23 protein-coding genes and 1 pseudogene are annotated in these 25686 nt (G+C 62.5%); 14 read left to right on the forward strand and 10 right to left on the reverse strand.

The window, feature by feature from the left end; translation table 11 throughout:
* The first annotated feature begins 81 nt into the window (after positions 1–81).
* The 9 genes and pseudogenes from iolD to J3P89_RS10330 all read left to right on the forward strand — a co-directional run bounded on the left by iolD (position 82) and on the right by J3P89_RS10330 (position 10936).
* The gene (gene iolD, locus J3P89_RS10290; RefSeq protein WP_434697453.1) at positions 82–2013 is read left to right on the forward strand and encodes a 3D-(3,5/4)-trihydroxycyclohexane-1,2-dione acylhydrolase (decyclizing); all 1932 of its coding nucleotides are present in this window, start codon (positions 82–84) and stop codon (positions 2011–2013) included.
* 29 nt (positions 2014–2042) lie between these two features.
* Complete coding sequence (locus J3P89_RS10295) at positions 2043–3053, forward strand: Gfo/Idh/MocA family protein (RefSeq protein ID WP_434697454.1); 1011 nt, start codon at positions 2043–2045, stop codon at positions 3051–3053.
* Positions 3054–3368: 315 nt separating this feature from the next.
* A pseudogene (locus tag J3P89_RS10300) lies at positions 3369–4422 on the forward strand (Gfo/Idh/MocA family protein).
* Positions 4423–4516: 94 nt separating this feature from the next.
* On the forward strand, positions 4517–4717 hold the full coding sequence (locus J3P89_RS10305) for a hypothetical protein (RefSeq protein ID WP_434573496.1): 201 nt from the start codon (positions 4517–4519) through the stop codon (positions 4715–4717).
* A 53-nt stretch (positions 4718–4770) separates the two neighbouring features.
* On the forward strand, positions 4771–5694 hold the full coding sequence (locus tag J3P89_RS10310; RefSeq protein ID WP_434573498.1) for a sugar ABC transporter substrate-binding protein: 924 nt from the start codon (positions 4771–4773) through the stop codon (positions 5692–5694).
* A gap of 73 nt (positions 5695–5767) precedes the next feature.
* Positions 5768–7321, forward strand: a complete 1554-nt coding sequence (locus tag J3P89_RS10315) for a sugar ABC transporter ATP-binding protein (RefSeq protein WP_434630219.1) — start codon at positions 5768–5770, stop codon at positions 7319–7321.
* Positions 7322–7356: 35 nt separating this feature from the next.
* Positions 7357–8379 (forward strand): ABC transporter permease, encoded by a 1023-nt coding sequence (locus J3P89_RS10320; protein ID WP_003180516.1) that lies wholly within the window; start codon positions 7357–7359, stop codon positions 8377–8379.
* Between the two features lie 371 nt (positions 8380–8750).
* Entirely contained in the window at positions 8751–9155 is a 405-nt protein-coding gene (locus J3P89_RS10325) for a TraR/DksA family transcriptional regulator (RefSeq protein WP_434557518.1), read from the forward strand.
* Between the two features lie 173 nt (positions 9156–9328).
* Positions 9329–10936, forward strand: coding sequence for a methyl-accepting chemotaxis protein (locus J3P89_RS10330; protein ID WP_434697455.1), 1608 nt, complete (start codon positions 9329–9331; stop codon positions 10934–10936).
* A gap of 146 nt (positions 10937–11082) precedes the next feature.
* Here the strand turns inward: J3P89_RS10330 and J3P89_RS10335 are convergent, their stop codons facing one another.
* Positions 11083–11319 (reverse strand): DUF2789 family protein, encoded by a 237-nt coding sequence (locus J3P89_RS10335; protein WP_434573505.1) that lies wholly within the window; start codon positions 11317–11319, stop codon positions 11083–11085.
* 90 nt (positions 11320–11409) lie between these two features.
* Positions 11410–11640 carry a hypothetical protein gene (locus J3P89_RS10340; RefSeq protein ID WP_434630225.1) on the reverse strand — a complete coding sequence of 77 codons (231 nt, stop codon included), beginning with the start codon at positions 11638–11640 and terminating at the stop codon, positions 11410–11412.
* Positions 11641–12418: 778 nt separating this feature from the next.
* Here J3P89_RS10340 and J3P89_RS10345 point away from each other — a divergent pair.
* From J3P89_RS10345 to J3P89_RS10355, 3 genes are all read left to right on the forward strand, one after another.
* On the forward strand, positions 12419–12868 hold the full coding sequence (locus tag J3P89_RS10345) for a hypothetical protein (RefSeq protein ID WP_305500385.1): 450 nt from the start codon (positions 12419–12421) through the stop codon (positions 12866–12868).
* Between the two features lie 188 nt (positions 12869–13056).
* Positions 13057–14073 carry an ABC transporter substrate-binding protein gene (locus J3P89_RS10350; protein ID WP_305500387.1) on the forward strand — a complete coding sequence of 339 codons (1017 nt, stop codon included), beginning with the start codon at positions 13057–13059 and terminating at the stop codon, positions 14071–14073.
* 138 nt (positions 14074–14211) lie between these two features.
* Positions 14212–14649 (forward strand): DUF3995 domain-containing protein, encoded by a 438-nt coding sequence (locus tag J3P89_RS10355; protein WP_305500389.1) that lies wholly within the window; start codon positions 14212–14214, stop codon positions 14647–14649.
* A gap of 165 nt (positions 14650–14814) precedes the next feature.
* On the opposite strand, the gene J3P89_RS10360 is transcribed toward J3P89_RS10355, so the two are convergent.
* The 7 genes from J3P89_RS10360 to J3P89_RS10390 form a co-directional block, all read right to left on the reverse strand.
* The gene (locus J3P89_RS10360) at positions 14815–15168 is read right to left on the reverse strand and encodes a Na+/H+ antiporter subunit G (protein WP_305500390.1); all 354 of its coding nucleotides are present in this window, start codon (positions 15166–15168) and stop codon (positions 14815–14817) included.
* Positions 15165–15443 (reverse strand): K+/H+ antiporter subunit F, encoded by a 279-nt coding sequence (locus J3P89_RS10365; protein WP_186615355.1) that lies wholly within the window; start codon positions 15441–15443, stop codon positions 15165–15167. The genes J3P89_RS10360 and J3P89_RS10365 overlap by 4 nt, the downstream gene beginning before the upstream one ends.
* On the reverse strand, positions 15440–15928 hold the full coding sequence (locus tag J3P89_RS10370; RefSeq protein WP_434697456.1) for a Na+/H+ antiporter subunit E: 489 nt from the start codon (positions 15926–15928) through the stop codon (positions 15440–15442). Before J3P89_RS10370 ends, J3P89_RS10365 begins: the two co-directional genes overlap by 4 nt.
* A complete protein-coding gene (locus tag J3P89_RS10375) occupies positions 15925–17610 on the reverse strand; it encodes a monovalent cation/H+ antiporter subunit D (RefSeq protein WP_434697457.1) in 1686 nt (561 codons plus the stop codon). Before J3P89_RS10375 ends, J3P89_RS10370 begins: the two co-directional genes overlap by 4 nt.
* Complete coding sequence (locus tag J3P89_RS10380) at positions 17607–17951, reverse strand: Na+/H+ antiporter subunit C (RefSeq protein ID WP_003202835.1); 345 nt, start codon at positions 17949–17951, stop codon at positions 17607–17609. Before J3P89_RS10380 ends, J3P89_RS10375 begins: the two co-directional genes overlap by 4 nt.
* Complete coding sequence (locus J3P89_RS10385) at positions 17951–20875, reverse strand: monovalent cation/H+ antiporter subunit A (protein WP_434697458.1); 2925 nt, start codon at positions 20873–20875, stop codon at positions 17951–17953. Before J3P89_RS10385 ends, J3P89_RS10380 begins: the two co-directional genes overlap by 1 nt.
* 213 nt (positions 20876–21088) lie before the next feature.
* Positions 21089–22111: a DMT family transporter gene (locus J3P89_RS10390; protein WP_434697972.1), complete on the reverse strand. Its 1023-nt coding sequence runs from the start codon at positions 22109–22111 to the stop codon at positions 21089–21091.
* On the opposite strand from J3P89_RS10390, the gene J3P89_RS10395 reads away from it, so the two are divergent.
* Together J3P89_RS10395 and J3P89_RS10400 are read left to right on the forward strand one after the other, a co-directional pair.
* Positions 22106–22669 (forward strand): helix-turn-helix domain-containing protein, encoded by a 564-nt coding sequence (locus J3P89_RS10395; RefSeq protein ID WP_434697459.1) that lies wholly within the window; start codon positions 22106–22108, stop codon positions 22667–22669. The genes J3P89_RS10390 and J3P89_RS10395 overlap by 6 nt on opposite strands.
* A gap of 151 nt (positions 22670–22820) precedes the next feature.
* Entirely contained in the window at positions 22821–24251 is a 1431-nt protein-coding gene (locus tag J3P89_RS10400) for an FAD/NAD(P)-binding protein (protein ID WP_434697460.1), read from the forward strand.
* 147 nt (positions 24252–24398) lie between these two features.
* Here the strand turns inward: J3P89_RS10400 and J3P89_RS10405 are convergent, their stop codons facing one another.
* Positions 24399–25514 carry a Gfo/Idh/MocA family protein gene (locus tag J3P89_RS10405; RefSeq protein WP_434697461.1) on the reverse strand — a complete coding sequence of 372 codons (1116 nt, stop codon included), beginning with the start codon at positions 25512–25514 and terminating at the stop codon, positions 24399–24401.
* Between the last annotated feature and the right edge of the window lie 172 nt (positions 25515–25686).

The raw sequence follows: 25686 nt of genomic DNA on the forward strand, positions 1-25686 counted from the left end.
ACATCAGTTGCCTGATACACCGCTATCGCGAGCAAGCTCGCTCCCACACTTGACCGAGTTGCGTTTGAAAAGGGTGCAAGCATGACCACAACACGACTGACCATGGCCCAGGCCCTGGTGAAATTCCTCGATAACCAGTACATCGAGGTCGATGGCGTCCAGAGCAAGTTCGTCGCCGGGGTGTTTACCATTTTCGGCCACGGCAACGTGCTGGGCCTCGGCCAGGCACTGGAGCAGGACAGCGGCGACCTGGTGGTCCATCAGGGCCGCAACGAGCAGGGAATGGCCCATGCCGCCATCGGCTTTGCCAAGCAGCACCTGCGGCGCAGGATCTACGCCTGTAGCTCGTCGGTCGGCCCCGGTGCGGCGAACATGCTGACCGCCGCCGCCACCGCGACGGCCAACCGCATTCCGTTGCTGCTGTTGCCCGGCGATGTCTACGCCAGCCGCCAACCCGACCCGGTGCTGCAGCAGATCGAGCAGTTCCATGACCTGAGCATCAGCACCAACGATGCGTTCAAGGCCGTGAGCAAGTACTGGGATCGGATCAACCGCCCCGAGCAGCTGATGACCGCCGCGATCCAGGCGATGCGCGTGCTCACCGACCCGGCCGAAACCGGCGCGGTGACGCTGGCGCTGCCCCAGGATGTACAGGCCGAGGCCTACGACTACCCGGATTATTTCCTGCAAAAACGTGTGCACCGCATCGACCGTCGCCCGGCCACCGAGGCGATGCTCGGCGATGCCTTGGCGCTGCTCAAGGGCAAGCGCCGGCCGTTGATCATCTGCGGTGGTGGCGTCAGGTATTCCGGGGCCAACGCCGCGTTGCAGGCCTTTGCCGAGCGTTTCGACATCCCCTTCGCCGAAACCCAGGCGGGCAAAAGCGCCGTGGTCTCCAGTCATCCATTGAACGTCGGCGGCGTCGGCGAAACCGGTTGCCTGGCGGCGAACCTCCTGGCCAAGGAAGCGGACCTGATCATCGGCGTTGGCACCCGCTACAGTGATTTCACCACGGCGTCGAAATGGCTGTTCCAGCATCCCGAGGTGCAGTTTCTCAACCTCAACATCAGCCCGTGCGATGCCTTGAAGCTCGACGGTGTGCAACTGCTCGCCGATGCGCGTTCGGGGCTTGAGGCTTTGTCCGCCGCGATGGGCGCCTATCGCGCCGAATGGGGCGGGCAGATCGCCGATGCCAAGGCGCAGTTGCAGGCGGAAGTGGACCGGGTCTACCAGGCCGATTTCCAGGCTGATGACTTCGTTCCCGAGATCAACGACCACATGGACCCGGCGGTGTTTCGCGAGTTCATCGAGCTCACCGGATCCTGCCTGACCCAGAGCCGCGTGCTCGGCACCCTCAACGAAACCCTGGCCGATGATGCCGTCATCGTCGCCGCCGCCGGCAGCCTGCCGGGTGATTTGCAGCGCAGCTGGCGCAGCAAGGGCGTGAATACCTACCACGTCGAATATGGCTATTCGTGCATGGGCTACGAGGTCAATGCCGCCCTGGGCGTGAAGCTCGCCGAGCCGGACAAGGAGGTCTACGCGCTGGTGGGCGATGGCTCCTACATGATGCTGCACTCCGAACTTGCCACCTCGATCCAGGAGCGCCGCAAGATCAATGTGGTGCTGCTGGACAACATGACGTTCGGATGCATCAACAACCTGCAGATGGAACACGGCATGGACAGCTTCGGCACCGAGTTCCGCTTTCGCAACCCCGAGACGGGCAAGCTCGACGGCGCCTTCGTGCCGGTGGATTTCGCCATGAGCGCGGCGGCCTACGGTTGCAAGACCTATAAGGTCAAGACACTGGAGGAACTGCACGCCGCGCTGGCCGACGCCCGACTCCAGACGGTCTCGACGCTGATCGACATCAAGGTCCTGCCCAAGACCATGATCCACAAGTACCTGTCGTGGTGGCGGGTCGGCGTGGCGCAAGTCTCTACCAGCGCCCGTACCGATGCCGTCGCCAAGACCCTCAACGAACGACTGGCCAAGGCCCGTCAATACTGATTGCCCCAACCCTACGAAAGGAGTTCCACATGTCTTTGAAGCTGGGCGTCATCGGCACCGGGGCCATCGGCCAGGACCATATCCGTCGTTGCAGCCAGACGTTGCTCAACAGCCAGGTCGTCGCGGTGACAGACATCAACCTGGTGCAAGCGGCGAAAGTGGTGGCATACCTGAAGTTGGCCGCCGAGGTCTATCCCGACGGCCATGCACTGATCAAGGCGCCGGACGTCGAGGCGATCCTCGTCACGTCCTGGGGCCCGAGTCATGAAGAATTCGTGCTGGCGGCCATCGCGGCCGGCAAGCCGGTGTTCTGTGAGAAGCCGTTGGCCGTTACCGCCGAAGGTTGCCGCCGGATCGTCGAAGCCGAAGTGGCCCACGGCAAGCGCCTGGTACAGGTCGGGTTCATGCGCCCCTACGATGAAGGTTATCGGGCGCTCAAGTCGGTGATCGACAGCGGACAGATCGGCGAGCCGTTGATGCTGCACTGTGCCCACCGCAACCCCAGCGTGGGCGAAAACTACAAGACCGACATGGCCATCACCGACACCTTGATTCACGAGCTGGACGTGTTGCGCTGGCTGTTGGCCGACGACTACGTCTCGGTGCAGGTGGTGTTTCCACGCAAGACCAGCAAGGCCCTGGCGCACTTGCGCGATCCACAGATCGTCCTGCTGGAAACCGCCAAGGGCACGCGCATCGACGTCGAAGTGTTCGTCAATTGCCAGTATGGCTACGACATCCAGTGCGAAGTGGTGGGGGAGACCGGCATCGCCAGGCTGCCAGAACCGTCCCAGGTGCAACTGCGCAGCGGCGCCAAGCTTTCCAATGCGATCCTGATGGACTGGAAAGATCGGTTCATCGGCGCTTACGACGTCGAACTGCAGGCCTTCATCGACGGCGTGCGCGCCGGCCAGGTGGGCGGCCCCTCGGCCTGGGATGGCTTTGCCGCGGCGGTGGCGGCGGACGCGTGTATCGAAGCGCAGCAGAGCGGGCAGATCGTCAAGGTCGAACTGCCCGAACGGCCACGGTTCTACGGCTGAGCACATGCCCTTTGGGCATGCAGTCAAACTGTGGGAGCGAGCCTGCTCGCGAAGGCGGTGTGTCTGCCAGCATTGATGTGACTGATCCACCGCTTTCGCGAGCAGGCTCGCTCCCACAAGGGGCTTTGGATACTGCGGTTTCGCGGTCAAGCCCTACATACAGTCGACCGCGCTACCCCCAAAGGTACTCGGTCAAATTGTGGGAGCGAGCTTGCTCGCGAAGGCGGTGGGTCAGGCGATATTAATGCTGGCGGGCCTGACGCTTTCGCGAGCAGGCTCGCTCCCACAGGAGTTGCATCTACATAAGGGGCTTTCATGCGAATCGGATTAGTAGGCTACGGCAAGGGCGGGCGTTTTTTTCCATGCGCCGCTGATCAGCAGCCTGCCGGGGGCTACTTTCGTCGGCGTGGTAACCCGCTCCACCGAGCGGCGCCAGCAATTGGCAAGCGAGCATCCACAGGCCCAAGCGTTCGACAGCCTTGTGCAACTGGTGGCGGCCGGCGTCGATGCGGTGGTGGTGTCCGCGCCGCTGGAAGCGCGCCCGGCGCTGGTGCTGGAAGCCATCGAGCACGGCGTGGCGGTGGTCAGCGACAAGCCTTTCGCCCTTGATGCCACCCAGGCCGAAGCAATGGTGCTGGCCGCCGAACGCCGCAACGTGCCGTTGAGCGTCTACCAGAACCGGCGCTGGGATTCGGATTTCCTGACCGTGCGCAAGTTGCTCGGATCCGGCGCACTGGGGCAGGTGATTCGCTTCGAGTCCAGCGTCGAACGTTACTCACCGAGCTCGGTTGGCAAGGGCAGCGGCGGCGGATTCCTGCGGGACCTGGGCAGCCATCTGGTGGACCAGGCACTGCAATTGTTTGGCCCGGTGCTGCGGGTTTACGCCGAGCTGGATTATCGACAGCCAGACCAGGCCTACGACAACGGCTTCTTCATGTCGCTGGCCCACGCCAACGGCGTCGTGTCGCACTTGCGCGGCAGTTGCCTGCAGGACGCGCCGCGCCCACGCTTTCGGGTCAGTGGCAGCGAAGGCTGCTATACCGTCGAAGGCCTCGATGGGCAGGAAGCCCAGGCGTTGGCGGGATTGAGCCCGGCCATCGCAGGCGAGCGCTGGGGCGCCGAGGAGCACCGGCGCTGGGGCTGGTTCGAACACGGTGCCGAGCGCGAGCGCGTGGCCTCGGAACGCGGTTGCTGGCTGGCGTTCTACCAGCGTCTCCAGGCCGCCTTGCAGGGCGACGGGCCGCTGCCGGTCGCCGCTCGCGACGCCCTGGCCACGACCCGTGTCCTGGACGCTGCAAGGCAAAGCGCGGAGCAGGGCAACGTGGTGTATTTATCCACGCCCGTTGGTCACGGAACAAAAAACGAATAAAATTCTAAAATCAGTTGATATGGAAAATATTTTCCAATAAAGTCGATTCCAGGTGACCGACAACCCTGTTCGTGTTTATCCAGGCTCGGCTTGAATGAACGACGAACTAAACAAAAACAAGAAACACAGCCAGGTACCGTCGATGAAAACCTTCAACCGCTCTGCGTTTCACCTGCCACTGCCCTTGCGCCTGTCCGCAATCCTTCCTTTTTTCGAATCCCTGTGCATCCAGCGCAAGGGCGCCGTGGTGTGCTGCATGCCCGGCGCACCGATCGTGCGTTTGCCGCGTTCCTGAAGTCCGTCACGCCTTATCCATAAGACCAACAAAAATGTGGAGAAAGACCGTTCATGAAGACCAAGACCCGTATTGCCTCGCTGGCCCTGTCGTTGATGTTCGCCAGCGGCGTTGCCCTGGCGGACCTGAAGATCGGCGTCAGCATGTCCCAGTTCGATGACACCTGGTTGACCTACCTGCGCGAATCCATGGACAAGAAAGCCAAGTCCCTGCCGGACGGCGTCACCCTGCAATTCGAAGATGCGCGCAGTGACGTGGTCAAGCAGCTCAGCCAGGTGGAAAGCTTCATCAGCCAGAAGGTCGATGCGCTCATCGTCAACCCCGTGGACACCGCCGCGACCCAGCGCATCACCAAGGCCGCGGTGGCCGCGGGCATCCCGCTGGTGTACGTCAACCGCCGCCCGGACGATCTGAAGTTGCCGGAAGGGGTAGTCACCGTGGCCTCCGATGACCTGGAAGCCGGGCGCATGCAGATGCAATACCTGGCCGACAAGATGGGCGGCAAGGGCGACATCGTGATCTTGCTGGGCGACCTGGCCAACAACTCCACCACCAACCGCACCAAGGGCGTCAAGGAAGTGCTGGCCAAGTACCCGGGCATCAAGATCGAACAGGAACAGACCGGCACCTGGTCGCGGGACAAGGGCATGACCCTGGTCAATGACTGGCTGACCCAGGGCCGCGACTTCCAGGCCGTGGTGTCCAACAACGACGAGATGGCCATCGGCGCCGCCATGGCGCTCAAGGGCGCTGGCAAAGAGAAGGGCAGCGTCCTGATTGCCGGGGTCGATGGCACGCCGGATGGCTTGAACGCCATCAAGAAAGGCGAGATGGCGGTCTCGGTGTTCCAGGACGCCAAGGGCCAGGCCGATGGCTCCATCGACACGGCGGTGAAAATGGCCAAGGGCGAGAAGATGCAATCCGTCGTGGTGCCGTATCGCCTGATCACGCCGGAGAACGTCGATCAGTTCAAGTGACGTCCCACCCGTTCCATCACAACAATAAACAGGCAAGGTCGCCGCGCCGATCTTGCCGAGGGAGTACCTGACCATGTTCGCATCAGCGACTGCTACGAGCGCCCCGGCGGCGACTTTCCAGCCGGGCGCATTACCTGACGAACCGTACCTGTTGGAAGTCGTCAACGTCAGCAAGGGTTTTCCCGGCGTGGTGGCCCTGTCCGACGTGCAACTGCGGGTGCGCCCCGGCTCGGTGCTGGCCTTGATGGGTGAAAACGGCGCAGGCAAATCCACGCTGATGAAAATCATCGCTGGCATCTACCAGCCGGATGCCGGTGAGCTGCGCCTGCGCGGCAAGCCGATCACGTTCGACACCCCGCTGGCGGCCTTGCAGGCCGGGATCGCGATGATCCACCAGGAACTGAACCTGATGCCGCACATGAGCATCGCCGAGAACATCTGGATCGGCCGTGAGCAGCTCAACGGCCTGCACATGATCGACCACGGTGAGATGCACCGCTGCACCGCGCGCTTGCTGGAGCGCCTGCGAATCAAGCTCGACCCCGAGGAGCAGGTGGGCAACCTGAGCATCGCCGAGCGGCAGATGGTGGAGATCGCCAAGGCCGTTTCGTATGACTCGGACATCCTGATCATGGACGAACCGACCTCGGCCATCACCGAGACGGAAGTCGCGCATCTGTTTTCCATCATCGCCGACCTCAAGGCCCAGGGTAAGGGCATCATCTATATCACCCACAAGATGAATGAAGTGTTCGCCATCGCCGATGAGGTGGCGGTGTTCCGTGACGGTGCCTACATCGGTCTGCAACGGGCCGACAGCATGGACGGCGACAGCCTGATCTCGATGATGGTCGGGCGCGAGTTGAGCCAGTTGTTTCCCGAGCGGGACAAGCCCATCGGCGATCAGGTGCTGTCGGTACGCGACCTGAGCCTGGACGGTATCTTCAAAGGCGTGTCGTTCGACCTGCATGCTGGCGAGATCCTCGGCATCGCCGGGTTGATGGGCTCGGGCCGGACCAATGTCGCCGAGGCGATCTTTGGCGTGACCCCGGCCACCGGCGGCGAGATCCTGCTGGACGGCGAGCCGGTGCGCATCACCGATCCGCACATGGCGATCGAGAAGGGCTTCGCCCTGTTGACCGAAGACCGCAAGCTCAGCGGCCTGTTTCCCTGCCTGTCGGTGCTGGAAAACATGGAGATGGCGGTGTTGCCCCATTACGTCGGCAACGGCTTCATCCAGCAAAAAGCCCTGCGCGCGCTGTGCGAAGAAATGTGCAAGAAACTGCGGGTCAAGACGCCGTCCCTCGAGCAGTGCATCGACACCTTGTCCGGCGGCAACCAGCAGAAAGCGTTGCTGGCCCGCTGGCTGATGACCAACCCGCGCATCCTGATCCTCGACGAGCCGACCCGCGGTATCGATGTTGGCGCCAAGGCGGAAATCTACCGACTCATTTCCTACCTCGCCAGCGAAGGCATGGCGGTCATCATGATTTCCTCGGAACTGCCCGAAGTGCTGGGCATGAGCGACCGGGTCATGGTGATGCACGAAGGTGACCTGATGGGCACCCTCGACCGTAGCGAAGCGACCCAGGAACGAGTCATGCAACTGGCGTCGGGCCTGTCCTGATTGCCCGTCTGCCCAGATAACAAAGGTAAATGGCTATGAACGCGATATTGGAAAACAAACCCGCGGCCGCACCGGCCAGGACGCGTCGACGGTTGCCGACGGAACTGAGCATTTTCCTGGTGCTGATCGGCATCGGGCTGGTGTTCGAGATGTTCGGCTGGATCATGCGCGACCAGAGTTTCCTGATGAATTCGCAGCGCCTGGTGCTGATGATCCTGCAGGTGTCGATCATCGGCCTGCTGGCCATCGGCGTGACCCAGGTGATCATCACCACCGGCATCGACCTGTCATCCGGCTCGGTTCTGGCGCTGTCGGCGATGATTGCCGCCAGCCTGGCCCAGACCTCGGATTTCGCCCGGGCGGTATTTCCCTCGCTGACCGACTTGCCGGTGTGGATCCCGGTGGTGGCGGGGCTGGGGGTCGGTTTGCTGGCCGGCGCAATCAACGGCAGCATCATCGCCCTTACCGGCATCCCGCCGTTCATCGCCACCCTCGGCATGATGGTCTCGGCGCGAGGCCTGGCGCGGTACTACACCGAAGGCCAGCCGGTGAGCATGCTGTCTGATTCCTATACGGCCATCGGTCATGGCGCGATGCCGGTGATCATCTTCCTGGTGGTGGCGGTGATCTTTCACATTGCCTTGCGCTACACCAAGTACGGCAAATACACCTACGCCATCGGCGGCAACATGCAGGCGGCGCGGACCTCGGGCATCAACGTCAAGCGTCATCTGGTGATCGTCTACAGCATCGCCGGACTGCTGGCGGGACTCGCCGGCGTGGTGGCTTCGGCGCGTGCGGCGACCGGGCAGGCGGGCATGGGCATGTCCTATGAGCTGGACGCGATTGCCGCGGCGGTGATCGGCGGCACCAGCCTGGCCGGCGGGGTGGGGCGCATCACCGGGACGGTGATCGGCGCGCTGATCCTCGGGGTGATGGCTAGCGGCTTTACCTTTGTCGGTGTCGACGCCTATATCCAGGACATCATCAAGGGGCTGATCATCGTGGTCGCGGTGGTCATCGACCAATACCGCAACAAGCGCAAACTCAAGCGCTAGGTCACTGCCGATGCGACAAAGCGCCACGCCTGACCCGCGTGGCGTTGCCATTTGTCTTCTAAATACAGCCATTGCAGCGAATTTCTTGTTATAAACGCACTCCGATGGCCGGTAGAAGCCTGTCGAGGCAGCATTTGAAGCGGTTGTCGGACATTTTCCCCATGTTTTCGGTTGCTGACACCCCAACTCGGCCTTAGACTGCCGCCCCTCGTAAATTGAGTGCCGGGTGGCGCTTGGAATAAACGGCGCCTTCCCGATGAGCGTGGCGGCTCAGGACGGGTACGAGAAGTCACGCAGGCGCCTTTCGTACCAAGTCCGGTGCGGGACGCTCCATAATTCGCCTTAATGCACGTTTTTTTATAGAGATATCAATGACAAAGGAAAAGTTGCTGGCCATGCCGGCGGATGACTACATGAATGCCGAGCAACTGGCTTACTTCACCAAGCTGTTGCAGAACATGAAGGTCGAAACCCACGAGCGCATCGAACAGAACCGAATCGCCATTGAGAGCCTGGACACCCCGGCCGACCCGGCGGACGCCGCTTCCGTGGAAGAAGAGCGCACCTGGCTGGTCAACGCCATCGATCGCGACCAACGCATGCTGCCGCAACTGGAGCAGGCCCTGGACCGCATCAACGACCAAAGCTTCGGCTGGTGCGACGACAGCGGCGAGCCGATCGGCCTCAAGCGCCTGCTGATCAGCCCGACCACCAAGTACTGCATCGAAGCCCAGGAACGTCACGAACAGATCGACAAGCACCAGCGTCAGGCCTGATTCCGTTCCAGAAAAAGATCGCAGCCTTCTTTCGGAGGCTGCGATCTTTTTGCTTTCGCCTGTTCGCCTATGCTCATTGAGCTGATGCAAAAAACACGACTAATGGACCATGGATAATGGCCTTGTAGTGGCGTTTAATGCGTGCATAACAATGAGAAATGTGGGTGACAAACATGGCGACAGACGGATCTCTGGCGGCGGCAGCGTCGGCCTCGGTGCCCGCGGCGGGTGGCACGGCGCGCTGGGTTGCGCCGACTTTGCAAAGCGTCGCGCTGGTTTTGCTGCTTTGCGGCATGACATTGGGCGGTTGGTCGTTGTATCTGGGCCTGCCGCTGGCGCTGCTCATCGTCTGGTTGCCACGTCTGCGCTCACGCCTGGCCAGTACTCCCGCGCCAGCGGCGAGCGACAGCCTGGCCGAGCTGACCCGCGATCTCTCCTACACCACCAGCCATAACGCTCTGTCGGCGGCGGGGGTGGCCTATTCGGTCAAGCAATTGGCCGGCAAGGTCCAGTCGCAGCTGGGCGCCGCGGCGCAGATCGTCAGCAATGCCGAGGCGATGATCGCGACCGAGCAGGCCACCTCGCAGCTCAGCCAGCAGGCGCTGGGCGCGGCCAGCGAGGCCCATCGCAGCAGTGTCGCCGGGCGCAGCGAACTGGTGGAATCCATCAGCCGCATGCATCAGCTCAGCCAACGCGCCAATGACAGCCGTGAGTTGATCGAAGCGCTGAGCGTGCGCAGCGACGAAATCCAGCGCGTGAGCCTGGTGATTCAATCGATCGCCAGCCAGACCAACCTGTTGGCGCTCAATGCCGCCATCGAAGCGGCCCGGGCCGGTGAGCATGGCCGCGGGTTCGCGGTGGTGGCCGACGAGGTTCGCGGCCTGGCCGGGCGCACCGCCGCGGCAACCGGCGAGGTCGGGGTGATGGTGGCGGACATCCAGCAGCGCACTGCGCAGGTGGTTGAACAGATCCGGCAACTGGCTGGCGACCTGGACAGCGGCGTGCAGCAAGTCGAGCACACCGGCCAACACCTGGAGAACATTGCCCGGCTCGCCGCGGGTGTCGAAACCCAGGTCAGCGCCATCGCCCAAGGCACCGATACCAACCGCGAGCAGCTCGACAGTCTGTTCCATGCCATCGAGCAGATGCGCAGCGACCTGGCAATCAGCGATCAACAGACCCAGCGCCTGGCCGAGGCGGCCGTACAGATGGAAGGCCAGGCCGAAACCATCAGCGAGCGTTTGGCCGAGGTGGGCCTCGATGATTACCACCAGCGGGTCTATGACCTGGCCCGCGAAGGCGCTAGCCGGATTGCCGCGCAGTTCGAAGCGGATGTTGATCAGGGCCGTATCAGCCTCGAAGACCTGTTCGACCGCAACTACCAGCCCATCCCCAATACCCACCCGGCCAAGTTCCAGACCCGTTTTGACCGCTACACCGATCAGGTACTGCCGGCCATCCAGGAACCGCTACTCGCCCGGCATGAAGGCCTGGTGTTTGCGATTGCCTGTACCCAGCAAGGCTATGTGCCGACCCACAACAACGCCTTCTGCCAGCCGCTGACCGGCAATCCTCAGGTGGACACGCTGAGCAACCGCACCAAGCGCAAGTTTTCCGATCGAACCGGGATTCGCTGCGGCAGCCACCAACAGCAGGTGTTGCTGCAAACCTATACGCGTGACACCGGGGAACTGATGCATGACCTGTCGGTGCCGATCATGCTCAAGGGGCGTCACTGGGGAGGATTGCGGTTGGGTTACAAACCCGAGAAGCCGCGCTGAATCTCAGCGCAACGGTGCGAAGAGCTCTTGTGGCGAGGGAGCTTGCTCCCGCTCGGCTGCGCAGCAGTCGCAAATCATGGGCCTGCTGCGCAGGCCAGCGGGAGCAAGCTCCCTCGCCACGAGAGCAGTTAGCGGTGGTCTTGAGGTTACTTGCCGTCGTGCAAGCGCACATTCAGTTGATCCACCAGCACTGCTTCCTCACCGTCGGCGAGTAGCCATTCGCGCAGCAGGTCTCTTTGCTGGTCCGACCAGAAAGGCGCATCGACCAATTTGGTGTTCGGATCCAGCGGGTGTGCCATGATGAAGTCGTCGATGGCACTGCCTTCCGAAGGCAGGCCCAATTGATCAAACAGGGTTTTGAGCTCGTGTGATGGTTGTTCCATGTTGCAGGACTCCTCTGGACTGCCGCCGTCATGGCGCCTCGGTTGCTTCCCTTATCTGAGGCCAGGCAGTCGTCAGGAGTTCGATCGATTTCAAGCTTTCAACGCACCTTCATCCACGGCGAGCTTCAATGCCTTTGCCGCATCCCTGGCGGCTTCGGCAGCAATCTCCGTAGTCTTGAACCAGCGATCCTTCTCCACCTGGTGGTAAGTGACAGCGTTGGAAGGTGATTTGGCGCGCATCACAATGACGGCCTGGAACTCGCCTTCGACCTCTCTGGCTTCGCCCCGGATGAAAAATTCGCCGATATCCAATTCCGTCACGTCGCGCCTTCCCTTCAAAGTCATTTTATTGTGCGCAGGCCGCCAATCGATGGCGGCCTGCGCTGGGCGGCCAGTATGGCAGCAGTTGCCGGTCGGCGGCTGAGTTAAGTCATGGACGGGGTGCGGATAAAACGCAAGCGCTCTGTTCGAGGCGCCTGGCCAGGTAACAGGCTTCGTTATGATCGGCGCGGAAACCTCTTACACGTCCAGTCGCCGTTTCTTCGATATGGAAAAAACACGTCCCGGCCAGGACGACTCGGTATCGCGGCAGGATCAGGGCCGTTGCGAGGTGGTTCTCGGCACCAGGGCGCTCATATGCTTGGGCAATACGCGAATCAAGGGGGCGGAGCAACGTTGGGGAAGTACCCATGGGAATTCCTTTTCATGGTTTACCGACGAATTGCCGGTTGTTTCGAGTAGTCTGCGCGCCATCGGCTGCTCTAGAATCGACGGCGCCGTGTGGACGGCTGTGCCTATCTAAAGCAATTTTTTTTGCCCTCGATGTCAGAAAAATGCTTTTTTAACTGAGAAATTTCCCTAAAGTTAGTAGTCCCACCTTTTCCGATGCGCAGAGTGGCGTTTTCCTTCAGCCTCTGACGATCGCGGGGAAAGGCAGCGAGAGTGGCAATCCATTAGTCTTCTCTCGCTCGGGTCTGGGCGCGTCGTTCAATTCGAATTCAACTACAGGTCATTGCGACCTTGCGGGTTCTCGTGGTCCGTCTTTCAGGGCGGGTCATTCAAAGATGGGGATGTTTCCTTGGCAGTAAGTAATCTCGACATGCACGCGTTATTTGTACTGGGTGACCTTCGGGCAAAGCTGGTCAAGCAATTCCAGTCACGTTTTGTCTATATCACCGAACAAACCGCCGAAGGCATCTATGTTGCCGAACTCGATACGGAATCGGCGCTGGTGGTTGATGACAAACCTCGGCTTGAACTCAAGGTCGGTGATCATTTTCGCGCGGCGGTATTGCCAAGTCGCGAGGGTGGCAAGTTTGAAATCCGTTTTCGTGAAATCAAGTTGACGGTCTATGGCCTCGGTGACTATGCCTTCGTCACGACTGCCGATGGCCATGCAATTCTGTTCAAGGAAGGCCACAGCGTGTTGACCGTCTTCGCGGCCCACGAACAGTTGCAGGAAGGTTTGACCAAGACGCTGAAAGCGGTCACCGCCAAGGCCGCTAAATGGCGCAAGGGCGAACTCGTGACGTTCAAGGCCAGCGAATAGTCAGTCCGCGCCCATTGGGAAATGGCGCATGGCTCTGAATCTTTTTCGGCCTCCTCATACCTTTAACAGTTTTTTAAAAGGCTGTTGCTGGAACCTTGGCTACAGTCAAATGACTGAACTATTCACAGGCTTGCGTTCGCTTCGCAACGCCGTTCGGTTATTGCTGTGTCCGGCATGAGGTATCAAGCATGAAACGAGTTCGACAGTGGCTGGCGGCCTGCGCCACTACCCTCGCTGTGTTGGTTTCGCCACTTCCGGCATCCGCTGCTGCTTCGGCGCCGATCCACTTTGCCGACCTGAACTGGGAAAGTGGCAGCCTGATCACCGACATCCTGCGGATCATCGTCGAAAAAGGCTACGGGTTATCGACCGACACGTTACCGGGCACCACCATTACCCTGGAAACCGCCCTGGCCAACAACGATATCCAGGTGATCGGTGAAGAGTGGGCGGGGCGCAGCCCGGTGTGGGTCAAGGCCGAGGCCGAGGGCAAGGTGGTTGCCCTGGGCGATACGGTCAAGGGCGCGACCGAAGGTTGGTGGGTGCCGGAATACGTCATCAAGGGCGACCCGGCCAAGGGGATCAAGCCGCTCGCGCCGGACCTGCGCAGCGTCGAGGACCTGGCGCGCTACAAACATGTGTTCAAGGATCCTGAAAGCCCCGACAAGGGGCGCTTCCTCAACAGCCCCATCGGCTGGACATCCGAAGTCGTCAACAAGCAGAAACTCAAGGCTTATGGTCTTTCCGACAGCTACGTGAATTTCCGCAGCGGTTCCGGGGCCGCGCTTGATGCGGAAATTACTTCTTCGATCCGCCGTGGCAAGCCGATCCTGTTTTACTACTGGTCGCCCACGCCGTTGCTGGGGCGTTTCAAACTGGTGCAACTGCAAGAACCGCCATTCGATGCCGAGGCCTGGAAGACCTTGACCGACGCCGACAATCCGAATCCGAAACCGACTCGCTCCCTGGCCTCGAAGCTGTCGATCGGTGTGTCCGTGCCGTTCCAGAAGCAGCATCCGGACATCGCCGAGTTCTTCAGCAAGGTCGACCTGCCCATCGAGCCGCTGAACAAGGCCCTGGCCGACATGAGCGAGAAACGCACGCCGCCCCGCGAAGCCGCCGAGGCGTTCCTCAAGGCCCACCCACAGGTCTGGCAGGCCTGGTTGCCCAAGGACGTCGCCGACAAAGTCGCGGCGGGGCTGTAAAACTTGGTGATGCCAGCCTGTTGAACAGTTGATCCCGGGCAAATCGCCATTCGCTGGAACCTGGCAACCTGTGCCCGTCCAGCGAAATGTCAGATTCAAGCTAGGATGATTGTTCAACCTTTTTCAGGAGGCTGGCGAATGACGCTTTTATTGGCTCGGTCGCTGGTCGCAGTGTTTGCGACTATCAGCTTGTTTCATTTGTATTGGGCCCTGGGTGGGCGCTGGGCAGCCCTGGCGGTGGTACCGCAGGTTCCGGTGAAGCAGGGCGACACGCTGCGACCGGCGTTCAACCCGTCGGGATGGCTGACGCTGCTGGTGGCCCTGGCGCTGTTGATGATTGCGCTGCTGGTGTGCCTGCGGGTCGGGCTGATTTCGCCGCCCGTCACTCATCGCGCCTTGCAATGGCTGATCAGTGCGATTGCCTTGCTGATGTTCGCCCGGGCCATTGGCGAGTCGAACCTGGTGGGCTTCTTCAAGGAGGTCAAGGGCTCGACGTTTGCCCGGCTCGACACCTGGGTCTATTCGCCGTTGTGTGTCGTGCTGGGGGCGGGGTTGCTGACGGTGGCGTGGGCTTGAATACAACCACAACCCATGTGGCGAGGGAGCTTGCTCCCGCTGGGCTGCGCAGCAGCCCCAAAAAAGACTGAACACCAGTCAGCCTGACTCACCGAAGTGACAGATCCAGGGGCTGCTGCGCACCCCAGCGGGAGCAAGCTCCCTCGCCACAAAAAGGCCGGTTTGTCAGTCGTTCTTGCGGCTACTTACCTCCGCCGGCACGTCATCGCCGGCCATACGCTTGCGGAACAATGCCGCCCGGGCCAGCAGCAGGGTGGTCACCGGCACCGTGATGGACAGCAGGATCGGTATCAACCACGCATGCAACACCGGCCCGGACTTGATCGCGGAAAAGTAGATGATCGAGGCAAGGGCAACGCACCAGGCGCCCAGCGTCGACGCCAGGGCAGGGGGGTGCATGCGCTGGAAATAATCCTTCAACCGTACGAGCCCGATTGCCCCGAGCAGGGCGAACAGGCTGCTGGCCACCAGCAAGATCGCCACTGAGATTTCCACCCACATCGACAGCTCGACGTTCATTCGATCACCTCGCCACGCAAGAGGAACTTGGCCAGGGCAAACGAGCCGACAAAACCGAACAGGGCGATCAGCAGCGCGGCCTCGAAGTAGGTGTCGCTGGCATAACGGATGCCCAGCACCAGCATCATCAGCATCGCGACGATGTACAGGTAGTCGAGGGCCAGGACCCGGTCCTGTGCCGAGGGGCCTTTGAACAGGCGCACCAGCGTCAGGACCATGGTCAGGGAGAACAGGAACAGGCTCAGCAGGATGGCATTGGACAGCAACGGGCTCATTCGAAAATCTCCATCAACGGGCGCTCGTAGGTGGCCTTGAAGTGCGCTATGAATGCGCCTTCGTCCTCCAGATCGAATACGTGCATCAACAGGATGCTGCGGTCCAGCGCCAGCTCCGACCAGACCGTCCCGGGAATCACCGTGGTGATCATAGACAGCACCGCCAGGCCATTGGCATCGTGCAGGTCCAGCGGCACCTTGACGAAAAGCGAGCGAGGCGGGCGGCGTCCGGCATTCAGTACGCCCCAGGCGACGGCCAGGTTGGATACCAGCACATCGCGCCCCACCAGCAGGAACAGCCGCAGCATGACCCAGGGCCGGCGGATGCGAATGGGCCGCGGCCGCAGTGGACGCATCATCAATGGCGCCAGGAAGCCCAGCGCCGCGCCCAGCAGCAGATGGCCGGCGCTGACGGACAGGTTCAACAGCAGCCAGAGCAGCCACAACGCCAGCGACAACCAGGGTGCGGGAAACAGGCGCTTCATGGTTGCACCGCCTGCACTTCGGTGTCGGCTTGTGGGTTGGGGACGGCGCGGGTGGCAAGCACCGCCATCACATAATGTTCAGGTGTGTTCAGCGCATCGGCGGCGGACTGGGTGTAGCGCAGCACCGGCTCGGCCTTGAAGGTCAGGGCGATTCCGAGGCCGAGCAGCGCTATGATCGGCACGCATTCGAACGGCCGCAACAGTGGCGACGGCCGCTCTTGTGGCGTCCAGAAGCGCTGGATGCCCAGGCGCGAGAAGGCGATCAGCGCGGCGAGCCCGGACAGAATCAAGAGCGCCAACAGGCCCCAGGCGGCGGCAGAGAGGGGCGTGTCGGTACTTGCTCCGAGTCCTTGGGGGTTGAGCAACGCGTTGAGCAGCCCGAGTTTTGCGATGAAGCCCGAAAGCGGTGGCATGCCGATAATCAGCAGCGCACAGGCGATGAAGCTCAGGCCGAGGAAGGCCATGGTCCAGGGGATCACTTGGCCGACTACGGCTTTCTGTTCGTCGTCGAGGTTGATGCCTTTGGGCGGTTGCAGCGATTCCAGTGGGCGCGGCAGGCTGTCGAGATCGTCTTCCAGCGGCAGATCATTGGCCGAGCGTGAACGCTCGATCAACTCGGCCAGCAAGAACAGCGCGCACAGCGCCAGGGTCGAGCTCACCAGATAGAACAGCGCAGCCCCCACCAGGTTTGGCTGGGCAAAACCGATGGCAGACAGCAGGATGCCGGCCGAGACCAGGATACTCAGGCTGGCCATGCGCTCCAGGCGTTGGGCGGCGAGGATGGCGATGGCCGCGCAGGCGATAGTCGCCAGGCCGCCGTAGACCAGCCAGTCAGCGCCAAAATAGGCCGAGGCGCCGGCCTGACCGGAAAACAGCAAGGTCCACAGCCGCAGGATGGTGTAGACGCCGACCTTGGTCATGATCGCAAACAGTGCCGCCACCGGCGCACTGGCTGCACTGTAGGCCGGCACCAGCCAGAAATTCAGCGGCCACATGCCGGCCTTGGCCAGGAACGCCACCGCCAGGATCGCCGCGCCGGCGTGCAGCAGGCCGCGGTCGGCTTCCGGCACCAGGGGCACCTTCAGGGCCAGGTCGGCCATGTTCAAGGTCCCGGTGACGCCATAGATGAGGGCTGCGCCAATCAGGAACAGCGACGAGGCCAGCAGGTTGATGGAAATGTAGTGCAGCCCCGACGACACCCGCGCCCGGCCCGATCCATGCAGCATCAAGCCGTAGGACGCCGCCAGCAGCACCTCGAAGAATACGAACAGGTTGAACAGGTCCGCCGTGAGGAAGGCCCCATAAAGCCCCATCAACTGGATCTGGAACAACGCATGGAAACTCGCCCCGGCCCGGTCCCAACGGGCCATGGCGAACAGCAGCGCGCAGACGCCGATGATCCCGGTCAGCACCAGCATCAGCGCCGACAGGCGATCGACCACCAGCACGATGCCGAACGGCGCCTGCCAGTTACCGGGCAGATAGACGCCAATGGACGCGGGCAGCGCCTGCTCCTGGGTCCAGCGCAACAACAGCACGGCGATGCCCAGGCCCAGCAGGCTGGAGAACAGATTGATCCGCGCCTTGAGCGGGCGGTGCTTCTCGCCGAGCATCAGCATCACCGCGGCGGTCAGCAACGGAAGCAGGATGGGCGCGGCGATCAAGTGTGGCGTCAACGTCATTCCTTCGGCTCCCGGCCGTCCACATGGTCGGTGCCGGTCAGGCCCCGGGACGCGAGCAGGACTACCAGGAACAAGGCAGTCATGGCGAAGCTGATCACGATGGCGGTCAGCACCAGGGCCTGGGGCAACGGATCGGTGTAGTGCAGCAGGTCCTGGGGCACGCCATCCTTGATGATCGGCTCCTTGCCGATGAACAGGCTGCCCATGCTGAAGATGAACAGGTTGACGCCATACGACAGCAGGCACAGGCCCATGACCACCTGAAAGGTCCGCGGCCGTAGCACCAGCCAGACCCCGGAGGCGGCCAATACGCCGATTGCGATTGCGATGACTTCTTCCATCAGGCGTTGGCTCCTTTGAGAGGGGCGACGGGTTTGCCGTGCAGGCCCGGCTTGTGGGCGCGCACTGACTGGTGGGCCAGGGCAGTGAGAATCAGCAGGGTCGAACCGACCACCACGGCATAGACGCCGATGTCGAAGAACAGCGCGCTGGCCAGGTGAATATCCCCCAGCAGCGGCAATTCGAAATGCCAGGTGTGCGTGGTCAGGAACGGATAACCCACCGCCAGCGCGCCCAACCCCGTGGCGCTGGCGAACAGCAGCCCGGCGCCCATCCAGCGCAGCGGTCGCAGGCTCATCTGCGCCTCGACCCACTGGGTGCCAGCGACCATGTATTGCAGGATGAACGCCACCGACATCACCAGCCCGGCCACGAAGCCGCCGCCGGGTTGATTGTGGCCGCGCATGAACAGATAGAACGACACCACCAGGGCAATCGGCAGCAACAGGCGAACCAGCACCGACGGCACCATCATGAAGCCCAGCGCGGTATCGCTGGCGTGGCGCGGGTTGACCAGGTCGGTAACCACGTCCGGCGCCAGCAGGCGTTGTTGCGCCGGCAGTTGCATGCTTTCCTTCGGTGGACGGAAGCGCCGCAGCAGGGCGAACACCGCCAGCGCCACCGCCGCCAGCACGGTGATTTCCCCCAGGGTGTCGAAGCCGCGGAAGTCCACCAGCATGACGTTCACCACGTTGCTGCCGCCGCCCTCAGGCAGCGCGCGGCTGAGGTAGAACGAGGAAATGTCGTTGGGGGTCTGGCGCGTCAGCATGGCATAGGACAGCAGCGCCATGCCGCCGCCCACCGCGCCGGACAGCAGCAGGTCCCGCAGGCGCCGGATGCGCGCGCGCCGTTCGCTGTTGGGCCGGGGCGATACGTCCTCGATCCGTCGGGGCAACCAGCGCAGCCCCAGCAGGATCAGCACCGTGGTGACCACCTCCACCACCAGTTGCGTCAAGGCCAGGTCCGGTGCCGAGAACCAGACGAAGGTCACGCAGGTCATCAGGCCGCAGACGCTGACCATCGTCAGCGCCGCGAGACGGTGATACTTGGCTTGCCAGGCCGCGCCCAGGGCGCAGGCGATTGCCAGTACCCACAGGGTGACGAACACCACGGAGCCGGGAATCTTCGGCCGGTCGCCCCAGACCAGCGTGCTGTGCAGCATCGGGATCAACCCGGCCAGGAGCGCCGCCAGCACCAGCAGGAACAGTTGCGCCTGCAGGCGCCGAGTGCTGATCTTGCGCTCCAGCCGGCGGCCGTGGCGCATCATCAGCACCAGGCAGCGTTCGAACAGGCGCTTGCCGCTGAGGCGGCCGATCAGCGGCGGATGCTTGATTTGGCCTTGCTTGAATTGCTTGCGCAGCAGCAAGTACAGGACGATGCCCGCGGCCATCGCCACCAGGCTCATGAGCATGGGCGCGTTCAGCCCGTGCCAGATTGCCAGGCTGTATTCGGGCAGCGGGCCGCCCACCACGGGGAGTGCGGCGGCGGCCAGCAACGAGCCGACCACCTGGGCCGGGAAAATCCCCACCAGCAGGCAGGTGAATACCAGCAGCTCGACCGGCGCGCGCATCCAGCGTGGCGGTTCATGGGGCGTGTGAGGCAGGTCGGTGGCGGTGGGGCCGAAGAACACGTCCACGGTGAAGCGCAGGGAGTAGGCGACGCTGAAGGTGCCGGCAATGGTGGCGATGATCGGCAACGCCAGTTCGACCCAGGCGGTGGCCGAGATAAACACCGTCTCGGCGAAGAACATCTCCTTGGACAGGAAACCATTGAGCAACGGCACCCCGGCCATCGCCGCGCTGGCGACCATCGCCAGGGTGGCGGTGAACGGAATCAGTCGCACCAGGCCGCTGAGCCTGCGGATATCCCGCGTGCCACTTTCGTGGTCGATGATTCCGGCGGCCATGAACAGCGAGGCCTTGAACGTGGCGTGGTTGAGGATATGAAACACCGCCGCCACCGCCGCCAGCGGACTGTTGAGACCCAGCAGCAGGGTGATCAGCCCGAGGTGGCTGATGGTCGAATAGGCGAGCAGGCCCTTGAGGTCGTTCTGGAACATCGCGCAGTAGGCGCCCAGCACCAGGGTGCAGGCCCCCGCGCCGCCGACGATATAGAACCATTGCTCGCTGCCCGACAATGACGGCCACAGCCGCGCCAACAGGAAGACACCGGCCTTGACCATGGTTGCCGAGTGCAGGTACGCCGACACCGGTGTGGGTGCGGCCATGGCGTGGGGAAGCCAGAAGTGGAAGGGGAACTGAGCACTTTTGCTCAAGGCGCCGATCAGGATCAGCGGCAGCAGGACGGGGTAGAGGGCGTGGTCACGAATCAGGTTGCCGGCGGCCAGGACCCTGTCCAGGTCATAGCTGCCCACCACATGGCCGAGCAGCATCACCCCGGCCAACAGGCACAGCCCGCCGGCACCGGTCACCATCAACGCCATGTAGGCGCCGCGTCGGGCGTCGGCGCGATGATGCCAATAGCCGATCAGCAAGAACGAGAACAGGCTGGTCAGTTCCCAGAAGAACACCATCTGGATCAGGTTGCCGGAGATCACCAGCCCGAGCATCGCGCCCATGAACGCCAGGAAAAACGCGAAGAAACGCGGCACCGGATCGTCCGGCGACATGTAATAGCGGGCATACAACGACACCAGCGTGCCGATGCCCAGCACCAATAACGAAAACAGCCAGGCGAAGCCATCCAGGCGCAGCACGAAATTCAGGCCGAGGCTGGGCAACCACGCGTATTGCTCGTGGATCACGCCGCCGTCGGCGATCTGTGGATAGAGCAAGGCGACCTGAACGGTGCCGACCAGCGCCAAAAGGCCCGCCAGCAGAGACTCGGCGTTGCGCGCGTTGTGCGGCAACAGGGCTGCCACGCAGCTGCCGATGAAGGGCAAAAGCAATAGAACTATCAGTGACATAGGCTTCTATTCGGCAAAGGTTGTCCGGGATCATACGTGGCGTATTCCGGATCACCAACCGCCAGGGTGTCGCAGAATCCTACAAGGTAGGTGGAAGTATCCTGTTTTGCGTTGTTTCAGCTGAATCTTTGGGGCTGCTGCGCAGCCCAGCGGGAGCAAGCTCCCTCGCCACGGGATTTTGGTCGATCTGCATCAGTCGGTTGTGAGGAACGCCTATTGCTCGCGCTCAAACACCTTGTCCACTTCGACAACGGCTTTGCTTCGAGTCTTCAGCTCACTGACGATCACCGCCGCCACAATCAACCCGGCGCCCACCAGGGCAATCGCCGGCAACCGCTCCCCGGCCAGGCGCCCGGCAATACCGGCCCACACCGGTTCGCCGGCATAGATCAGCGTGGCGCGGGTCGGCGAGACGCTTTTCTGGGCCCAGTTCATCGCCACCTGGATCGCCGCGCTGGCGGCGCCCAGGCCTACTGCACTGATCAGCAGCAGCCAGGAAAAACCGGGGACCACTTCCCGGGTCGGCACCACCATCAGGAACGCCAGCACGGCAGTACTGGCCAGTTGCACGACCGTTACCCGGCGCACATCCACCTGGCCGGCATAAGCGCTGATCAGGATGATCTCGGCGGCGATCGCGATGGCGCTGATCAGGGTGGCGATTTCTCCCGGACTGAAATTCAGTGACGCGCCGGCCGGGCCGGACACCAGCATCAGCCCGGTGAACGCGAGCATGATCCCGATGCTCGGCATCAACCCTGGCCGGCGGCCCAGCACCAGCCATTGCAATAACGGCACGAAGGGTACGTAGAGGGCGGTGATGAAGGCCGACTGGCTGCTGGGAATGGTTTGGAGGCCGACGGTTTGCAGGCCATAGCCGAGCATGATTGCCACGCCGATGAAGCAGCCGGCCTTGAGCTCAAACAGCGTCAGGTCCCGCAGGTGCCGCCAGGAGAACAATGCGACAAACGCGGCCGCCGCGGCGAAGCGCAAGCCTACGAAGAACATCGGTCCGCTGACGGTCATGGCGTGCTGCACCAAAAGGAACGTTCCGCCCCAGATCATGGTGATCAGCACCAGCACGCACTCGGCCTTGCTGAATTTTGGGATACGGGTGGACGCTTGCGGGGAGTTCAACGATGCCATGACCTTGCGCGCTACTTGAGGCGGACGCACAATGCGCCCGAAGTTGGGCAGTATAATGCGCAACCCCGGCAGATGAGCAATATAGTGCACAAAGAAAACAGCCAGCGGGCCTCCGTCCTGCAACATGTCAGCCAGAACGTCCGCCGTCTGAGGCATGCGGCGCAGCTCAGCCAGACGGCGCTGGCCGAGCTGTCCGGGGTCAGTCGACGGATGCTGGTCGCCATCGAAGCTGGCGAAAAAAATGTCAGCCTGACCACCCTGGACCGTGTCGCCGAAGCGTTGGATGTGGCCTTCAGCGATTTGATCCAGGCTCCGGATGCCCGCGACCCGAGCCGTATCAATGAGCTGGCCTGGGCCGGCGTGATTCCAGGCAGCAAAGCCGTATTGTTGGCCAAGGCCACCGCCAACCGCGAAGTGGAACTTTGGGAATGGCGCCTGGAGCCCGGCGAGCATTATGTCTCGGAGCCTGACGCGGACGGCTGGAGCGAGCAGCTTTATGTATTCGAAGGGTGTTTGACGCTACTGCTGGGCAGCGAGGAGCGTCGAATCGAGGCCGGTGAATTTTTCATGTTTGCCAGCAACCAGCCCCATGCCTATCGCAACGACGATTTGGTGGCGGCGCGGTTCGTGCGCAATGTGGTGATCTGAACTTCCATTGCACCGCGAGTGCTACCAAAGAACGCTTCCGGAGCATCAGGCGATGGCAGTAAGGTAGCATCTCGTCGTTCCGTTGCTTCGGCGCCCCGTCAGGGCCTTTAGCTGCGAACGATAACCGCTGTTTTCATGACGGAAGCGTTCGATGACTGACGTGCCAACCTCGATTCCCCGTTCCGCCGATGTCCTGATCATCGGCGGTGGCCTGAGCGGTGCCATGTTGGCGGCGCAACTGCTGCGCCTGCCAGGCCAACGCGAGGTGTTGATTGTCGAGCCGCGCAGCGAGTTGGGCCGGGGCGAGGCCTACAGCGCGGTGGAGCTGGGCCACACCTTGAACGGTAACGCGGCGCGCATGAGTGTCGACCCGGACAACGCCGACGATTTGACTCAATGGCTCACCACGTTCATCGAAGCCGGCGGCTGGCCCGAGTCGGATCAGCAACACGTGCCGATCAGCGAGCTGTTTCCGCCCCGAGGAATGTTTGGCCTCTACGTACAGCAACGTCTGGCCGAAGCTCGCGAGTCGGGCGCACAGAACGGTTCGACCGCCGAGCATGTGCGCGGGGAAGCCGTGGACCTGCGGCTTGCCGACGGTGGCGTGATGGTGACGCTGGGCGACGGTCGGGTCTTGCATGGCCGTTTTGCGGTGCTGGCCACCGGCATGTTCCCGGCGGCGCGCACCCCGCAGACCGAATCCAGCGGCTTGAACGCCGCAGCCCTCGATCCTTGGGATGTGGCCGCGATGCGCCATCTTGATCCGCAGTCCACGGTACTGATCATTGGCTCGGGACTGACCATGGTCGATGCCGTGGTGTCTTTGGAGCAGGCTGGGCACCGTGGGCCGATCGAAGTGTTTTCCCGCCATGGCCTGTTGCCTCACGTGCGTCGCCAGCCACCGGCCTGGGTGGATTTCCTCGCCGAAGATCACAACTTGCGTTCGCCATTGCAGTTGATGCGTGCGCTGCGCGAGCAGTGCCGTAAAGCCGAGGCCGAGGGGATCGATTGGCAGGCGCCGCTGGATACCGTGCGCGCGCACATCGGGCGTTTGTGGAACCAGGCCAGCGACGTGCAACGTCGACAGTTCGTCCGGCATGTGCGGCCGTGGTGGGAAAGCCACCACCATCGTTCGCCACCGTTGAGCGCGGAACTGGTGGCGCGTCTGCATGGGGAAGGGCGGTTGCGAATCCAGGCTGCGTCGTTCAAGGGGCTTGTTCCGGCTTCCGGAGGATCGGTAGGCATCAGCATCCGCCGACGCGGCGAAGCCGGGCTTACGGTGGTGCAAGGCGCCGCATTGATCAACTCCAGCGGCATCGAATATGACTGGCGCCGTGTCGCGCTCGCCCTGCCGCAACAGTTGCTGGCCCGAGGTCTGGTCCAGCCCGGCCCCTTGGCGCTGGGCATCGCCGCGCGTGCCGATGGCGCGGTGCTGGACGCCCATGGCGAGCCGGCCGGTCGCCTGTTCGCCATGGGCCCGCCATTGCGCGGGGTGTGGTGGGAAAGCACCGCCGTGACGGATGTCGCGAGCCAGGCCAAGGCGCTGGCGGGGCGGTTGGTTGAACTAAAAGCTCAAAACTGAGCACCGTGGCGAGGGAGCTTGCTCCCGCTGGGCTACGAAGTAGCCCTAAAACCGTTCACCTCGGTGTGTCAGGTCAACTACCTCCCAATTCTCTGGGGTTGCTGCGCAACCCAGCGGGAGCAAGCTCCCTCGCCACAGAAGCGAGTTTCATTGCGACTGCACTTGTACCCAACGCTCCTCCCGCGCCGCCACGCGGATCGCTGCCGCCAGGCGCTCGACTTCCCAGGCTTCTTCGAAATCCGTCCCGTTGCCGCCATCGCCCGCGAGGGCCATGACCAGCTCCTGGACTTCCAGTGTCTTCAATTCGTTGTACCCCAGCTGGTGCCCGGCCGCCGGGCTGAAGGCGGCGTAGCCCGGCAGGTCGGGGCCGGCCAATAGTCGCTGGAAACCTGCCTGGCCGGCGCGGCACAGGTGCAATTCGTTCAGTCGTTCCTGATCGAAGGCCAGCGTCCCGAGGGTGCCGCTGATCTCGAAGCTCAAGTGGTTCTTGTAGCCGTGCTTGAGCCAACTGCTGCTCACCGTGCCCCGGGCGCCGCTGGTAAAGCGCAGCAGCGCCTGGACCTGATCGTCAACCGCAATGACCCGTTGTTCGATCGCGCCGGCGCTGGCCGGACGCCGGTTGTGGACGGTCTGGCTGTCGGCACACACCGAATCGACAGCGCCCAGCAGGTAACGAGCCATGGCTAGCAAATGACTGCCCAGGTCGGCCAGGGCGCCGCCGGCGTGCTCGGCTTCGCAGCGCCAGGACCATGGCGAGGTCGGGTCGGCCATGAAGTCCTCGCTGAATTCCCCCTGGAAGCTGACGATCTGCCCCAGCTCGCCGCGCTGGATCATTTCCCGCGCCAACCGGATGATCGGGTTGTGTTGATAGTTGTAGCCGACGCGTGTCACCACCCCGGCCGCTTTGGCGGCCTGGCGCATCCGCTCGGCCTGTTCCAGGGAGACCGCCAGCGGTTTTTCGCAATAGACCGGTTTGCCCGCCGCCAACGCGGCCATGGCCATCGGAAAGTGCAGATGGTTGGGCGTGGTAATGGCGATCAACTGGACGTTCGGGTCGCCGATCAGTTGTTGCCAGTCGCTGTGAGCCGTCTCGAAGCCCCAACTCTGTGCACATTGGCGCGCACGTAGCGGATCGGCGTCGGCCAGGGCCGCCAGTTTCAAGTTCAGGGGAAGGTCGAACACCGCCTTGGCGTTATGGAATGCCAAAGCATGGGCACGGCCCATGAAGCCGGTGCCAATCAGACCGATGCCGAGTTCGCGCATGAGAAAGAGCCCTTTGAATTGTTATTTTCAGAAGGCTCTTTATGGAATAAATATTCTCTAATTGCAAATAGTGGAATAAATATTCATTACCCTGCCCTTGAGAATTCCCTGTGGGAGCGAGCCTGCTCGCGAAGACGATAGTTCAGTCAACATTGAGGTCGACTGACCTGAC

The sequence above is a fragment of the Pseudomonas sp. Z1-14 genome (assembly GCF_051132005.1).
GTDB lineage: Bacteria > Pseudomonadota > Gammaproteobacteria > Pseudomonadales > Pseudomonadaceae > Aquipseudomonas.

Excerpts from the sequence above, each read along its gene's own strand:
- iolD (WP_434697453.1), top strand. The coding sequence starts at position 82 with ATGACCACAACACGACTGACCATGGCCCAGGCCCTGGTGAAATTCCTC.
- J3P89_RS10295 (WP_434697454.1), top strand. The coding sequence starts at position 2,043 with ATGTCTTTGAAGCTGGGCGTCATCGGCACCGGGGCCATCGGCCAGGAC.
- J3P89_RS10305 (WP_434573496.1), top strand. The coding sequence starts at position 4,517 with ATGAACGACGAACTAAACAAAAACAAGAAACACAGCCAGGTACCGTCG.
- J3P89_RS10310 (WP_434573498.1), top strand. The coding sequence starts at position 4,771 with ATGAAGACCAAGACCCGTATTGCCTCGCTGGCCCTGTCGTTGATGTTC.
- J3P89_RS10315 (WP_434630219.1), top strand. The coding sequence starts at position 5,768 with ATGTTCGCATCAGCGACTGCTACGAGCGCCCCGGCGGCGACTTTCCAG.
- J3P89_RS10320 (WP_003180516.1), top strand. The coding sequence starts at position 7,357 with ATGAACGCGATATTGGAAAACAAACCCGCGGCCGCACCGGCCAGGACG.
- J3P89_RS10325 (WP_434557518.1), top strand. The coding sequence starts at position 8,751 with ATGACAAAGGAAAAGTTGCTGGCCATGCCGGCGGATGACTACATGAAT.
- J3P89_RS10330 (WP_434697455.1), top strand. The coding sequence starts at position 9,329 with ATGGCGACAGACGGATCTCTGGCGGCGGCAGCGTCGGCCTCGGTGCCC.
- J3P89_RS10335 (WP_434573505.1), bottom strand. The coding sequence starts at position 11,319 with ATGGAACAACCATCACACGAGCTCAAAACCCTGTTTGATCAATTGGGC.
- J3P89_RS10345 (WP_305500385.1), top strand. The coding sequence starts at position 12,419 with ATGCACGCGTTATTTGTACTGGGTGACCTTCGGGCAAAGCTGGTCAAG.
- J3P89_RS10350 (WP_305500387.1), top strand. The coding sequence starts at position 13,057 with ATGAAACGAGTTCGACAGTGGCTGGCGGCCTGCGCCACTACCCTCGCT.
- J3P89_RS10355 (WP_305500389.1), top strand. The coding sequence starts at position 14,212 with ATGACGCTTTTATTGGCTCGGTCGCTGGTCGCAGTGTTTGCGACTATC.
- J3P89_RS10360 (WP_305500390.1), bottom strand. The coding sequence starts at position 15,168 with ATGAACGTCGAGCTGTCGATGTGGGTGGAAATCTCAGTGGCGATCTTG.
- J3P89_RS10365 (WP_186615355.1), bottom strand. The coding sequence starts at position 15,443 with ATGAGCCCGTTGCTGTCCAATGCCATCCTGCTGAGCCTGTTCCTGTTC.
- J3P89_RS10370 (WP_434697456.1), bottom strand. The coding sequence starts at position 15,928 with ATGAAGCGCCTGTTTCCCGCACCCTGGTTGTCGCTGGCGTTGTGGCTG.
- J3P89_RS10375 (WP_434697457.1), bottom strand. The coding sequence starts at position 17,610 with ATGACGTTGACGCCACACTTGATCGCCGCGCCCATCCTGCTTCCGTTG.
- J3P89_RS10380 (WP_003202835.1), bottom strand. The coding sequence starts at position 17,951 with ATGGAAGAAGTCATCGCAATCGCAATCGGCGTATTGGCCGCCTCCGGG.
- J3P89_RS10385 (WP_434697458.1), bottom strand. The coding sequence starts at position 20,875 with ATGTCACTGATAGTTCTATTGCTTTTGCCCTTCATCGGCAGCTGCGTG.
- J3P89_RS10400 (WP_434697460.1), top strand. The coding sequence starts at position 22,821 with ATGACTGACGTGCCAACCTCGATTCCCCGTTCCGCCGATGTCCTGATC.
- J3P89_RS10405 (WP_434697461.1), bottom strand. The coding sequence starts at position 25,514 with ATGCGCGAACTCGGCATCGGTCTGATTGGCACCGGCTTCATGGGCCGT.